Consider the following 12,873-nt stretch of genomic DNA (forward strand, 5'->3'; position numbering starts at 1 on the left):
CCTTGGGTCGTGGCCGGATCAATGATCCAGCAGCGCGAGGACGTTCTCCGGCGGCCGGCCGAGGACGGCACGGTCGCCATGCACCACGATCGGCCGCTCGATCAGCTTGGGGTATTTCACCATGGCGTCGATCACGGCGGCGGCGCTGCTTTTTGCCGACAGGCCGGCTTCGGCATACTCGGCTTCGCCAGTGCGCAGCAGCGCGTGCGGGTGTGCCAGGCCAAGCTGGCGTACCAGTTTGCGCAGCGTCGCAGCGTTCGGCGGCGTTTGCAGATAAAGTACGATGTCCGGCGCAATACCGTGCTCTTCGAGCAGGGCCAGGGTCTGGCGGGATTTCGAGCAGCGCGGATTGTGATAGATGATGTAACTGGACATAGTCTGATCGTGTGTTCCGGTATGGGACGGGATATTCTAGTCGACACGCTTGCGCCATGTCGCGGCTGAATCCGTCGACCGGCAGTCAGACCGCACTCCGATGGCAGGGATGGACACACATGAATGGTATGGATTCAACAACCTGGCATATCGTCCGGCAGCATGCGCGACACGCTGGCGGTACCGTGCGCGATTTCGTGTTGCTGCTCACACGCCAGTTCAAAGAGGACGGGTGCCGCGAAAGTGCGGCGGCACTCACCTACACCACGCTGTTCGCCATTGTGCCGGTGATGACGGTGACCTACGCCGTGCTCGCCATGGTGCCCGCACTGAAGGAACGTGGCGGTACGTTCCAGAACTGGTTGCTGGAGTATTTCGTGCCGTCGGCCGGCACCCAGGTACAGGACTATCTCAGCGAATTTTCCCGCCAGACCACCAACCTGACGCTGATCGGCGGCGTGGTGCTGATCATTACCGCCGTGCTGCTGCTGCGCACCATCGAGCAGACCATGAACCGGATCTGGAAAGTGGCGGTGCCGCGCAAGGGGCTGGTGAGCCTGATGATGTATTGGGCGGTGCTGACACTCGGGCCGCTGCTGCTGGGCGCCGGGCTGGGCATCAGCTCGTATCTGGCGTCGGTGTCGCTGGTGACCGACACGGTGGCGTTTTTTGGCGGTGCAAGGCTGTGGCTGTCGCTGTTGCCGGTGCTGTTCACGACCGGGCTGCTGACGTTGCTGTACGTCGTGGTGCCGAACTGTCACGTGCCGATCCGCCAGGGGCTGATCGGTGGTTTCGTGGCGGCGGTGATGTTCGAGCTGGCAAAGAGCGCCTTTGTGCTGTTTGTCCGCTTTTCGCCGAATTATGAAGTGGTGTACGGCGCGTTCGCGGCCGTGCCGCTGTTTCTGTTGTGGCTGTTCATTTCCTGGGTGATCGTACTGGCCGGCGCCGAACTGGTGCGCACGCTGGTGATCTTCCATGAGCATCGCCGTGATGTGCCCCGGCTGCAGGCGTTGCTGCGCGTCCTCGAGGTGCTGTGGCGCAAGCAGCAGCATGGCGCCGTGCTCAAGCCGGCACTGATGCGCCGGACCATGCTGGCCGGCGGTGGCGCGCGCTGGGACGAGTTCCGCAACCTGCTGTTCGATCTCGGGCTGGTGCGGCGTACCGAGGAAGGCGCCTACGTGCTGACCCGCGACCTGCGTACGCTGACCCTGGGGGAACTCACCGACATGGTGCCCTGGCCGGCTGCAAAACAGTTGCGCGTCAGCGCGCCCCTGCGGCGGCCCTGGGAAGCCGCGCTGCAGCAGCGCTGCCTTGAGGCCCGCGAAGGCATGCAGGCGCCGCTGGCGCTGTCGCTGGAGGCGCTGTTCGGGGAAGAAAGCGAACCGGCAGCAACCGACACTGCCCGCGACGAGCGCCCGGCCAGCACCGCACCCGAACAGGAAGTGTCGGCATGAAAACCCTGCGTGTGCGCGTGTGTGGCCGGGTGCAGGGGGTCTGTTTCCGTGCCGGTACGCAGCAGCAGGCGCAGGCGCTGGGCCTCACCGGCTGGGTCCGCAACCGCGAGGACGGCAGTGTCGAAGCGCAACTGCGTGGCGGCGACAGGGCATTGCAGCAGATGCTTGACTGGTTGCACCATGGCCCGCCAGAGGCCCGGGTAGACACGGTGGAAACCGAACGGCTGCCCGACGACACAACCGATAACAATATTTTTGAGGTCCGGCGGTGAAACACGTTGAACTGGTCAACGGCAATCTGCGCTTCCCGGCGCTGATGGCGGGGGATGGGGAACCCGTACTGTTGCTGCATGGCTTTCCCGATTGTCATCTGAACTGGGTGCATCAGCTCGAAGCACTGGCCGGGGCGGGCTACTGTGCCGTGGCCCCGGCGATGCGCGGCTACGCGCCCGGTTGCCTGGCGCCGGACGGCGATTATTCACTGCGCGCCGCCGTCGAGGATGTCTGCGCCTTTGCCAATCAGCTTGGCGGCGCGGTGCACCTGGTCGGCCACGACTGGGGCGCGGCGGTGGGCTACCTGGCGGCGGCCCGTTCGCCGGAGCTGTTCCTGTCGCTCTCGACGCTGGCGGTACCACCACTGAAGCGCCTGCCGCAGGCGGTACTGCGGGTGCCGGAACAACTGCTGTTGTCCGCCTACATGGATTTCTTCCAGTTGCCGCTGGTGCCCGAATGGGTGCTGCGCCGCAACGATCTGGCCGGGGTCGAGTGGCTCTGGCAGCGCTGGTCACCGGACTGGGACGGCGGTGACTATTTGGCCAATGCCCAGCGTGTACTGGCCGAGCCGGGCGCGCTCAGCGGTGCGCTGAACTGGTACCGCCACCTGCCGCGTTTCTGGACTGCCGCCCACCGCGAGGCGCGCAGCTGGATGGCGCGGCCGATTGCCGTGCCGACCCTGGTGATGCTCGGCCGCAAGGATGGCTGCATGAGCCCACGGCTGCTGGACCATGCCGTGCAGGCGCGGGATTTCCCCGTTGGCCTGCAGGTGGAGCAGATCTCCGGGGCCGGGCATTTCCTGCATCTGGAGAGGCCGCAGCGGATCAATGAGCTGCTGTTGGCGCATCTGGCGCAAACAGCGGTCCAGACGGCCGGCTGACACCCTTTTCTTTGACCTTCGGCGGGGGCACGCAAGGTGCCCGCCGGGGCGCCATCAGGCTATAATGCGCGCCCCCGATATCCCGAGCCGGAGTGACCCATGACGGTGATTCGCCAGGACGACGTGATCCAGAGCGTCGCTGATGCCCTGCAGTACATCTCTTATTACCACCCCGTGGACTTTATCCGCGCTGTGCACGAAGCCTACGAGCGTGAGGAAAACCCGGCGGCCAAGGATGCCATGGCGCAGATTCTGGTGAACTCGCGCATGTCCGCCACCGGACACCGCCCGATCTGCCAGGACACCGGTATCGTCACCGTGTTCTGCAAGGTCGGCATGCAGGTGACCTTTGAAGGCGACATGAGCCTGACCGACATGATCAACGAGGGTGTGCGCCGCGCCTACAACCACCCGGACAACGTGCTGCGTGCGTCGGTGCTGGCCGACCCGGACGGCAAGCGTGCCAACACCAAAGACAACACCCCGGCCGTGATTCACTACGACATCGTGCCGGGCAACACTGTGGACATTCAGGTCGCGGCCAAGGGCGGCGGCAGTGAAGCCAAATCCAAGTTCGCCATGCTCAACCCGTCCGATTCCATCGTCGACTGGGTGCTGGAGCAGGTGCCGAAAATGGGCGCCGGCTGGTGCCCGCCGGGCATGCTCGGCATCGGTATCGGCGGCACCGCAGAAAAAGCCATGGTGCTGGCGAAAGAATCGCTGATGGACCCGATCGATATTCACGCATTGCAGGCTCGTGGCCCGCAGACCCGCGCCGAAGAACTGCGTCTGGAGCTGTTCGAGAAAGTGAACGCGCTGGGGATCGGCGCCCAGGGCCTGGGTGGCCTGACCACCGTGCTGGACGTGAAAGTGGTCGATTACCCGACCCACGCCGCCAACAAGCCGGTGGCGATCATCCCCAACTGTGCCGCTACCCGCCACGCGCATTTCGTGCTCGACGGCAGTGGCCCGGCCGATCTGAAAGCCCCGGACATCAACGAATGGCCGGACATCGCCTGGGGCGACGATGGCCAGTCGAAGCGCGTCAATCTGGACAACATTACCCCGGAAGAAGTGCAGACCTGGAAATCCGGCGACACGCTGCTGTTGTCCGGCAAGCTGCTGACCGGCCGTGATGCGGCGCACAAGCGCATGGTCGACATGCTGGCCAAAGGCGAAGCGCTGCCGGTGGATTTCACCAACCGCTTTATCTACTACGTCGGCCCGGTCGATCCGGTCGGTGACGAAGTGGTGGGCCCGGCTGGCCCCACCACCGCGACGCGGATGGATAAATTCACCCGCACCATGCTGGAAGCTACCGGCCTGATCGGCATGGTCGGCAAGGCCGAGCGTGGCCAGACCGCGATTGACGCGATCCGCGACAACAAGGCTGTCTACCTGATGGCCGTGGGTGGCGCGGCTTACCTGGTATCCAAGGCGATCCGGTCCTCCCGTGTGGTGGCCTTCGAGGACCTGGGCATGGAAGCCATCTACGAATTCGACGTGCAGGACATGCCGGTGACGGTGGCCGTCGACAGCGAAGGCACTTCAGTGCACCGCACCGGCCCGAAAATCTGGCAGGCAAAGATCGGCAGAATTCCGGTCACCGAAAGCGCCTGAGCCAGCCGACACGCCCCGAAACAGGGGCGTGTTTTTTATGGCCTGTGCGCCACTGTTGCCATCGCGACCTCTGGTGGCAATGACGTTGCCGGTCGAATCCGGTATAACAAGGGCCGTTTGATGGCTGCACGCCAGCATGGCTGACGTGTTGCGATCATCCTGTTATTCAGGTTGCCGCAAGGGAAACTGCGGCAACACACCTGTCAAAATACGGATTGATCTGTCTGTTTTGGTCGTGCGGATGTTTTTGACTGCTGTGTTATTGCGCCGCCGCGCCCGTGCGTGCGGCGTCTGTGCCTTGCTGGCTTTGCTGCTCGCGGCGGCTGGCTGTACCCCGATCTCCGATGTGGTGATGCCCTGGGTGCCCCAGGTGACGCCTCCGGCACGCGTCGGCGGGCTCACCTATGCGGGAATCGATGAACTGGGTGCGCTGCATGGCCCTTGTGCCTATCTCGGTGACCTGCATACACGTGGCTTGATGCTGCCGGAAACAGAATTCGAACTGGTCCTGGAAGCCTGTACTGCGCAGGTCATGAAAGCCGAGGAAGAAGAAGCCGAACGCCTGCGGGCTGAAGAAGAGCGCGCCATTGCCGAAATGATGGCGCGCGAGTGGCAGGCGGTGGAAGCAGCCCGCGAACAGGAATGGCGCGAGGCCGAGCGCCGGCGCCAGGAGGCAGAACTGCTGCGCGCGCAATTGGCGGCGGCGGAGCAGAAGGAGCGGGAGCGGCGCGAAGCGCTGTTGCAGCGTATCAGCCAGGCCAACGTGCAACGCGAGCTGGCCGGCGTGCCGGACAAGCCGATCGCGCACAATCTGAGCCAACCCCTGAAGACCACCCTGAAGACTTTCCTGTCCTGTATCGAACTGGCGTATCCAAACAAGGGCTATCAGATCGCCCGTTCGGGCCGTACCCTGACCGTGATCATGCGCGAGGCCGAACTGCCCCGTGGCGACCTGGCGATTGAATCCCGCTTTGTGGAAAACCCTGAATACTGGCGCATGACTTATCTGCGCGTGGCGGATATTGAGGCGCGTACCGATGCAGACCGGTTTGTGTTGTCGCAGAACCTGACAGCGGAGAGTTGTCCGCAAGAAGGCGGGTTGTTTTGAGAAGGCGAATGTGCGGCGAGGTTATAGCGGAAACAGCCAATCGAAACTGAAGCTTTGATTGGGAGATATGATTAGTCGCTATATTTTTTTTAGGGAGAGGTTTTATTTATCCGATAATGGAATTCTGAATCAGGGCTTTATGATATTAAAGAAAATATGACTTGTCCCGCAAAAAAGACATTGTAAGAGATTTCCTACAAAGAATGAGGGCAAAAACGTACGAGCATCCCGGTACTCGATTTTAATCTGTTCAAAGTTGAAACGGATATCTGGGGTGGGAAATGAAATCCAGTGTCATATTAATATTATTTTTGCCGGTGATCATGATGCTGTCAGGGGGAGGTGCGCAGGCGGACCCCTTGGATGTCGAAAACCTTCTTCCGGATTTTTATTCGGATCCATCTCTAAGCGCCTCGATTGGTTACTTCGGTGATGTGGCGCAGGTTACGGTAGATAAATTCTCCGGCAAGCTGGTTGCCCGCGCAGAAGATGTGGTGGTACCGGGGAACGGTGGCCTGGATATCATCCTCCAGAGAACTTATACCTCGCTTGATCCAGGCGTTATTCCGGAATACAGCTATCTTGGGGCTGGCTGGAGTATGCATTACGGGCAAATACGAATTACCGACCCAGACAGAATGTGCAGCCGATTGTGGAGCACCACTATGTCAGGTAACCCTGTATATGTGGCGGGAGACGGCAGCACACGTGCGCTGGCGTTTGTGACCCTGCCTGTCAGTGCTGATCTTGGGGCGGAATACGTATCATCAAGAAATGATCTGGTCTATTGCAATCAGGATGGCACCTTCTATATGCGCTCTCCGGATGGCAGGAGATACGATTTTGATGCCTTTAGCTATGAGCCGGATACTGCTTATCCGGCTGTCTGGTATGTCACTAAAGTGACCGACAGAAACGGAAATACTCTGGATATCAGCTATGTACCAACCGGAACGTTAGGTGGTATGGGCATGGTGATGACTCAGATATCGGCTGGCGATGGGCGTATTGTGACATTCGCCTATCAGGGCAGTTCAGGCGACAGTGTAGTTCCCCCGCTTTGACGGACACCTTCTCCTAACCGATGAGGTGTAGAAATGCCGAAGTACAACAATCCAAGAAAAACTTGGCGGTATGCGGACGATTTCAAGATCCGCGCCGTCGAGATGAGCTACCAGGAGGGAATCCAGATCCAGCAGGTTGCCGAGGGACTTGGCATCCACCCCTTTATGCTATCGCGCTGGCGTAAAGAGTATCGGGAAGGCAAGATCAGGTCTGACGGTCGCAAACGTGTAGATGTGATGAAGAATCCCAAAGCACCCAGGGCCGCCGAGCTGAACGAGACGGCCCGGCTAAAACGCGAGAATGAACGCCTCAAAAAGGAGAACGACCTCCTAAAAAAGTGGCAACGGTATCTGGCGGAACAACATCAGAGCGATTTGGATTCATCCAAGTCCACGGACGAGAACTAGGTGTCAGATACCTGTGTGAATGGCTTGGGGTTTCCCGGAGCGGCTACTACGCATGGCTGAAGCGTCCTGTCAGCGCGAGAGCGCTTGAGGACCGCCAACTGGCCGGCTATATCGAGCGGGCTCACAGGAAAAGTGAGGGTCGCTACGGCAGCCCAAGGGTCCATAAAGTACTGGCTCGACAAGGCATCCGGGTGGGGCAAAAGCGCGTGGAGCGGCTTATGCGGGACGCGGGGCTGGTTGGCCGGGCAGCAACACTCTATCGACGGGTGCCTGGTATAGAGAAATTCTTCGCCCGCCATCAGAATCTTCGGGCGGATTCGGGGCCACCTGCTGGAGTGAATGAGCAATGGGTGGCGGATCTGACCTATATCCGTGTGGCGAAAGAATGGCATTACCTGGCCACGGTGATGGACGTTTACTCCAGGAGAATTGTGGGTTGGGCTCTGGGGAAGAACAAGACAGCAGAACTGACGTTGCGGGCACTCAAGCAGGCGTTGAGAGTAAGAGTGCCGCAGCGGCGGATGATCTTCCATTCAGATCGTGGCTCCGAGTATGGCGCCCACCTCCTGCAGAATGAGCTTGAGCGCCACGGTATTCGCAGTAGTATGAATCGACCGGGTCGTTGTACGGATAACGGCCATATGGAATCATTCTTTCACAGTTTGAAGGCAGAGCTTATCCATGGAGAGGAATTCAATACCGAGCATCAGCTCCGATTGGCGCTGTCGGGATACATCAACCAATTTTATAATCGTAGCAGGCTGCACTCAGGTCTGGGCTATTTGAGCCCGGTGGAATACGAGAGAATGGCAGCGTGAAATGAAGCGTGTCCGTTTTATCGGGGGAAGATCACAGCCCCTTGCTGACACAGATAAGCTATGACGGTGATGACTGGGTTTACAGTTACGCTTCGGGCGATTTTGGGGACGCAGGAAGGACGCGGTATCTTTCGCAGGTCACGGACCCAGAGGGGCTTTCCTGGACTTATGATTATTGGCCCTATAATGGGGCTGGAACTTCTGGAGCGGGGTCTTTGCGCAGCGTGACAAACCCCCACGGGGGAGTGCATGAGTTTACCTACGGATTGCAACAATTCAATGCCGATGTTCTGGATACAACCTGGAACATCGTGGTGAACCAGTATCAGCGCCGTAATGGGACGGTGCCAGTCTCATCCGAGACATACACATACGCGCAAACAGCCTCTTCACCTGTCAGTGACACTACTACCGTGACGAGTGATGACGGGGTGACGCTGTATCGGCATTTTGGGATATCGGGTGGTCAGAGTGGGGCGGTCTGGAAGATCGGTTTGCTGGATTCGGTGGAGTATACCCCCGTGAGTGGTGTGCCTTCTACCGAGCGATACTATTGGGAAGGTCAACAGGTCTCGCAGGAAACATACAAGCGCAACAGGGGGACGGGACTCTATATTCATTTTGACGATAGATATCGGATACCGTACCTGACGGAAAAACAGATAGAACGTGAATCCAGAACTTATATTACTCAGTATAGTGATTTCCTGGCGCAGGGGTGGCATCCCGCTCCGCAGCTTTATCAGACGATTACCAGGACCGGGCCATCTGGTACCCGGGAAGAGGGAGTCAGATTCTTCTATGACTTGGATAAATGGATAGTAGGTATTATCCGCCAATGGAATTACGGGCAGAAGATTGCCTTCCTATACAACATGGATGCCAACGGGAATGTTATAGAAGCCTTTGAGGATGGCCGCTGGGCATACTATGCCAGAACACCTGAAGGGGAAATTTCTTCCGAACAGATAGGAAATAACGCACCCTTTAATTATTCAAATTATGAATATGGCAAGGCCGGAGATATCAGCTTCCCGGATGGTGGCTTTATAGAAAGAGAAATGGATTCCTACGGCAGAGTAATCAGTGAGGAAAATGCAAATGGAATCACTTCATGGTCCTATGATGTCATAGGACGCCTGGAAGGAATATTTCCGGCGGCTTCGGCACCAATAGCGCTTTCCTGGTCGGCCAATTCTGTCGAAATAACCCGGCAAGGATACGAAAATACCAAGCATTTTGACGGTTTTGGCCGCGTATACCAGGAGCAGATATCCGGAACCGGCTCTCCATCCATTAGCATCGCCAGGTCATACGACCATGAAGACAGAGTCACGGAGGAGTCGGTCAATGGCTCTGAATTTGGATATATCTACGATGGGTACAGCCGCCTGCTCAGGATAGAGCACGATGATGGTGACAAATTATTTTCATACGGGCCGGGTAGCAAGACGGTAGAGGACGAGATGGGAAACCTGGCCATATATTCCTATGCCACCTATAGCAGTCCGGATGAGGGGGAGCTGGAGAGCATCCAGGTGGATGACCTTGATGAAATTGTGATTGAACGAAACTCCGCCGGGGAAGTCGTGCGAGTATCGCAGGCCGATATCCAGAGATTGTATGCCTATTACAACTATAACCAGTTGGCCAGTATCCATGATCCGGAGACGGGTGAGGTGGTTTACGGGTACGACACGGCTGGAAACATATCGGTAGAGTTTTTTACCCCGGATCTGGGTGGGCAATCCGGATTGAATATCCAGTACCAGTACGATGCCATGAACAGAAAGACCGGAATGTATGCCACTGCCTATATCCAGGAGCCTCTGGACGATCTTCAGGATACTATTGTGCGCAACCGGTGGAGTGAAGATTACACCTATGACACAGTGGGCAATATGCTGATGTCTGAGCGAAACCGTAATGAAGAGATATATGAATACATTCCATCCCTCGAGGGATACTACCTGACGGATATTGTTGATCATCCCGTAACCTGGCAAATGTCGTACGATGCGGAAGGACGGCTTCTTTCCGAAAGCCTCCATGTCGATGCCAACCAGTTTGCACTGGCCTACGCGTATTCGCCGGATGGCCATCTATCCAGCACCACCTATCCATCTGGCGAAGTGGTTCTGCACAATCCCAATTCGTATGGCTGGCCACTCTCGGCGGGAAGTTATGCGACGGTCTCTGGTTATCATGTGAATGGTATGCCTTCCACCTTGCAATTTGGTAATGGTGATATCTATTCCTCCAGCGTGGACGGCTATCATCGTCTGGCAGGATTCCGTGTCGATGCCGGTAGCACAGTATTGATGAACCATACGCTGGCCTACAATCCGGCGGGTAATTTGATTTCATCGGCTGATCTGAACAACCCATCCGACACAGTTTCTCTCAGTTACGATAGCGCCAACCAGCTTGTCTCGGCGTCAGGGTTTTGGGGGGCAAAAACCATTGATTATGACGGGCTGGGCAATGTTCTCTCGGTGAATAACGGGGCGAGCTCCACCCTGTATCAGTACGATATTGACAATAGACTTACGGCAGTCTCCGGTGCGGTAACGAGAAACTATAGCTACCCCGATTATTACTTCGGCGCAGTGGGTAGTAATGGTGTCCACGATTTGAAGCGGGATATCAATAATCAGCTCTATAAATATCAGCCTGCCGGTTTCTACAGTGGCTGGACCATCATGGAATATGACGCCCGGGGCAGAGTGGCCAAGACCTTCACCGACAGTGGCGGCCTGGAATACTCGATGTATGGCGCCAACGGTAAATTGATGTTCCAGTGGGATGGGCAGGACGATTACAAGGAATATATCTACTTGGGTCAACGCCTTGTTGCGGAAAGAGCGGTCGCTCAATAAAACTGGGCTGAAGCCCGGTCTGGATGGTCCGGGAAGGAGAAAACGACCATGTTGATGAAGCATTCACTACGGACAATGCTGTGGATAGTGCTGCTGGGGCTGACGCAGCTTGCCCTGTCACAGACCGTCACGGTGACCTATATCCATACGGATCACCTCGGTTCCCCGGTAATGGGGCGTACCCAGGCGGGTGCGACGAGCTTTGAGGCACGCTACGAACCGTTTGGTGCCCGGCAGAGTGTGTCGGGTAGCGCAGGTGATATTGGTTATACAGGCCATTATGAAGACCAGGCGCTTGGTCTGATCAATGCGGGGGCCCGGTGGTACGACCAGGAAGTGGGCCGTATGTTGTCGCCGGATGCGGTCAGGTTCACAGATCGGGTGCCCCTGAGCTTCAACCGGTATGCGTATGGACTGAACAATCCCTACCGGTATATCGACCCGGATGGCAACTGGGTATTGCCAGTTCTGGCTGTGGCGGGTATCGGCGCGCTTCTGACGTTCAGTGAGTATGCCAACGCGCCGGCTGTGGGTGAGGAGCCGGTGACACGCTCTAACCTGGAGCGGGTCGGGGTATTGGCGATTGCGCCGGTGGCCAGAGGGGGCACGGTTATTGCCTCTGCTTCGGCGCGTGGGGTTACAAAGGGCGTAGATGACCTTTTCAAGGCGGGACGTACTCCAAAAGCAAGTGAGCTTAAAAAGTTTGCTGAGCAACAGGGATGGAAGCCTTCGCAGACTGCAAATGGCCCACTGAAGTATGTTGACGAAAATGGCATCAACAGACTGACAATAAAACAAGGTAGTTCTCGCGCACCAGGTAGTGCAAATCCGCATGTGGAGCTGCGTAATGCATCAGGGCAGCGAATTGATCCTGCTGGCAATCCAGTGACTCGAAGAAGTCCTGGAAATCACACTACAATTGATTTCGATTTGTAGGGGTGTGAAATGAGCCAATATTTCGAGTGGGATAATTTCAAAAATGTTTACCTGGAGGATGGCTTCGTTATTGGAATTGAAGAGTCTGAGAATCAAGTGTCATTCACTGTTGAGATGGTGCTGACCGAAGATCATCCGATGTATTCGCTGCCACATAAAGGCGAACAGTATTGCTACAAAAAGGGAAAAATTATTTTTCAAGAGTTGAAAGATGTTAAATGGCTAAACAGAAATATGCGACCTTTTACCGATGCCGATGATGATGAAGATTATGGAAATATCGATTCCTTTCAACTGTCTTCAGAAGGATATCATCTGTCAGGGGACTGGGGTGAGGTGATAATTAATTCGCCCCCTCCTAAAGTAGAGTGGTTAACATGAGCATTCTGGTTCGTTTTCTTTGCTTGTTCTTTCTGACTTTCATGGCAAGTCACTTATGGGGGCGCCGGTGGCCAGAGGGGGCATGGCCTGATTCAGGAGAATCCGCGCAATCTCATTCCAACGCAAGCCACGGCTGAGATGTCAGGGCCTCAGGTTAAACGACCAAAAAAATATGAAGCAGAATGGGGTCAATCAAAGCGAACCAGTCGATGCATGGCGAAACTCGAATACTGGAAGGCTTGAAATTCAGGATGGGCATCGCCGCACAGAGGCAGCCAAAAAAGCTGGCCTAGATAAAATTCCATTGAAGATGTGGGGGTAGCGTGATGAAGGGAAGATATCAGGCTGCTTTCATTGTTCCTATCGGAGCTAGAAAAATTTTGAATGATGACGGTTGGGAGTTTGATGGCCCAGCTAGAATTTCCGCAGATATAAAGAACTATCTTATTCAGTCACTAGGACTTAGCTTTTTGGAAAGCTATCTTGGTATTGAAAGCTACGTCGATGGCGACATAAAGATGTCGGTAATTTTTGACGATCAGAACGAAATCGGGAACATCCACTTTCAACTTTATGGAAATTCCTTGGTGACTCTTTCAGCGGTGTGCCAAAGCAGTAGGATATCCTCTGAAGCTGAGATATTTATTCCTCGTCAGGGGCAAGGGGCATGATGGTGT

The 12,873-nt window shown here is 56.5% G+C and carries 12 protein-coding genes; 11 read left to right on the forward strand and 1 reads right to left on the reverse strand.

All coding sequences use genetic code 11. From position 1 onward, the window contains the following. Positions 1-18: 18 nt before the first annotated feature. Entirely contained in the window at positions 19-375 is a 357-nt protein-coding gene (gene arsC, locus S7S_RS06075; RefSeq protein ID WP_008738005.1) for an arsenate reductase (glutaredoxin), read from the reverse strand. A gap of 128 nt (positions 376-503) precedes the next feature. Between arsC and S7S_RS06080 the strand changes: the two genes are divergently transcribed. The 11 genes from S7S_RS06080 (at position 504) to S7S_RS19205 (ending at position 12,867) form a co-directional block, all read left to right on the forward strand. Continuing rightward, the gene (locus tag S7S_RS06080; protein ID WP_144401606.1) at positions 504-1,829 is read left to right on the forward strand and encodes a YihY family inner membrane protein; all 1,326 of its coding nucleotides are present in this window, start codon (positions 504-506) and stop codon (positions 1,827-1,829) included. Beyond that, on the forward strand, positions 1,826-2,101 hold the full coding sequence (locus S7S_RS06085) for an acylphosphatase (RefSeq protein WP_008738007.1): 276 nt from the start codon (positions 1,826-1,828) through the stop codon (positions 2,099-2,101). The genes S7S_RS06080 and S7S_RS06085 overlap by 4 nt, the downstream gene beginning before the upstream one ends. After that, entirely contained in the window at positions 2,098-2,982 is an 885-nt protein-coding gene (locus tag S7S_RS06090; RefSeq protein WP_008738008.1) for an alpha/beta fold hydrolase, read from the forward strand. The genes S7S_RS06085 and S7S_RS06090 overlap by 4 nt, the downstream gene beginning before the upstream one ends. A gap of 99 nt (positions 2,983-3,081) precedes the next feature. Further along, positions 3,082-4,602: a fumarate hydratase gene (locus tag S7S_RS06095; RefSeq protein ID WP_008738009.1), complete on the forward strand. Its 1,521-nt coding sequence runs from the start codon at positions 3,082-3,084 to the stop codon at positions 4,600-4,602. A 241-nt stretch (positions 4,603-4,843) separates the two neighbouring features. Continuing rightward, the gene (locus S7S_RS06100) at positions 4,844-5,710 is read left to right on the forward strand and encodes a hypothetical protein (protein ID WP_008738011.1); all 867 of its coding nucleotides are present in this window, start codon (positions 4,844-4,846) and stop codon (positions 5,708-5,710) included. Positions 5,711-5,991: 281 nt separating this feature from the next. After that, the gene (locus tag S7S_RS06105) at positions 5,992-6,774 is read left to right on the forward strand and encodes a hypothetical protein (RefSeq protein WP_008738021.1); all 783 of its coding nucleotides are present in this window, start codon (positions 5,992-5,994) and stop codon (positions 6,772-6,774) included. Positions 6,775-6,807: 33 nt separating this feature from the next. Next, positions 6,808-8,000 (forward strand): IS3 family transposase gene (locus tag S7S_RS19195; RefSeq protein WP_144401581.1). Its coding sequence is split into 2 segments (ribosomal slippage): positions 6,808-7,113 and positions 7,116-8,000, totalling 1,191 coding nucleotides; the frame shifts between segments, so codons are not numbered across the junction. A 41-nt stretch (positions 8,001-8,041) separates the two neighbouring features. Further along, positions 8,042-10,879, forward strand: a complete 2,838-nt coding sequence (locus S7S_RS06120; protein WP_144401607.1) for a hypothetical protein — start codon at positions 8,042-8,044, stop codon at positions 10,877-10,879. Between the two features lie 48 nt (positions 10,880-10,927). Beyond that, positions 10,928-11,815, forward strand: a complete 888-nt coding sequence (locus S7S_RS18795) for an RHS repeat-associated core domain-containing protein (RefSeq protein ID WP_052269212.1) — start codon at positions 10,928-10,930, stop codon at positions 11,813-11,815. Positions 11,816-11,824: 9 nt separating this feature from the next. After that, a complete protein-coding gene (locus tag S7S_RS19560) occupies positions 11,825-12,196 on the forward strand; it encodes a hypothetical protein (RefSeq protein WP_144401608.1) in 372 nt (123 codons plus the stop codon). A gap of 326 nt (positions 12,197-12,522) precedes the next feature. Next, positions 12,523-12,867: a hypothetical protein gene (locus tag S7S_RS19205; RefSeq protein WP_082027646.1), complete on the forward strand. Its 345-nt coding sequence runs from the start codon at positions 12,523-12,525 to the stop codon at positions 12,865-12,867. The last annotated feature ends 6 nt before the right edge of the window (positions 12,868-12,873 follow it).

This window comes from Isoalcanivorax pacificus W11-5, assembly GCF_000299335.2.
In the GTDB taxonomy this organism is placed as follows: Bacteria; Pseudomonadota; Gammaproteobacteria; order Pseudomonadales; family Alcanivoracaceae; genus Isoalcanivorax; species Isoalcanivorax pacificus.

Bases quoted from the DNA above. Each gene is read 5' to 3' on its own strand.
- S7S_RS06105 (WP_008738021.1), top strand. From the start codon at position 5,992: ATGAAATCCAGTGTCATATTAATATTATTTTTGCCGGTGATCATGATG.
- S7S_RS19560 (WP_144401608.1), top strand. From the start codon at position 11,825: ATGAGCCAATATTTCGAGTGGGATAATTTCAAAAATGTTTACCTGGAG.
- S7S_RS19205 (WP_082027646.1), top strand. From the start codon at position 12,523: ATGAAGGGAAGATATCAGGCTGCTTTCATTGTTCCTATCGGAGCTAGA.
- S7S_RS06095 (WP_008738009.1), top strand. From the start codon at position 3,082: ATGACGGTGATTCGCCAGGACGACGTGATCCAGAGCGTCGCTGATGCC.
- S7S_RS06100 (WP_008738011.1), top strand. From the start codon at position 4,844: ATGTTTTTGACTGCTGTGTTATTGCGCCGCCGCGCCCGTGCGTGCGGC.
- arsC (WP_008738005.1), bottom strand. From the start codon at position 375: ATGTCCAGTTACATCATCTATCACAATCCGCGCTGCTCGAAATCCCGC.
- S7S_RS06080 (WP_144401606.1), top strand. From the start codon at position 504: ATGGATTCAACAACCTGGCATATCGTCCGGCAGCATGCGCGACACGCT.
- S7S_RS18795 (WP_052269212.1), top strand. From the start codon at position 10,928: ATGTTGATGAAGCATTCACTACGGACAATGCTGTGGATAGTGCTGCTG.
- S7S_RS06085 (WP_008738007.1), top strand. From the start codon at position 1,826: ATGAAAACCCTGCGTGTGCGCGTGTGTGGCCGGGTGCAGGGGGTCTGT.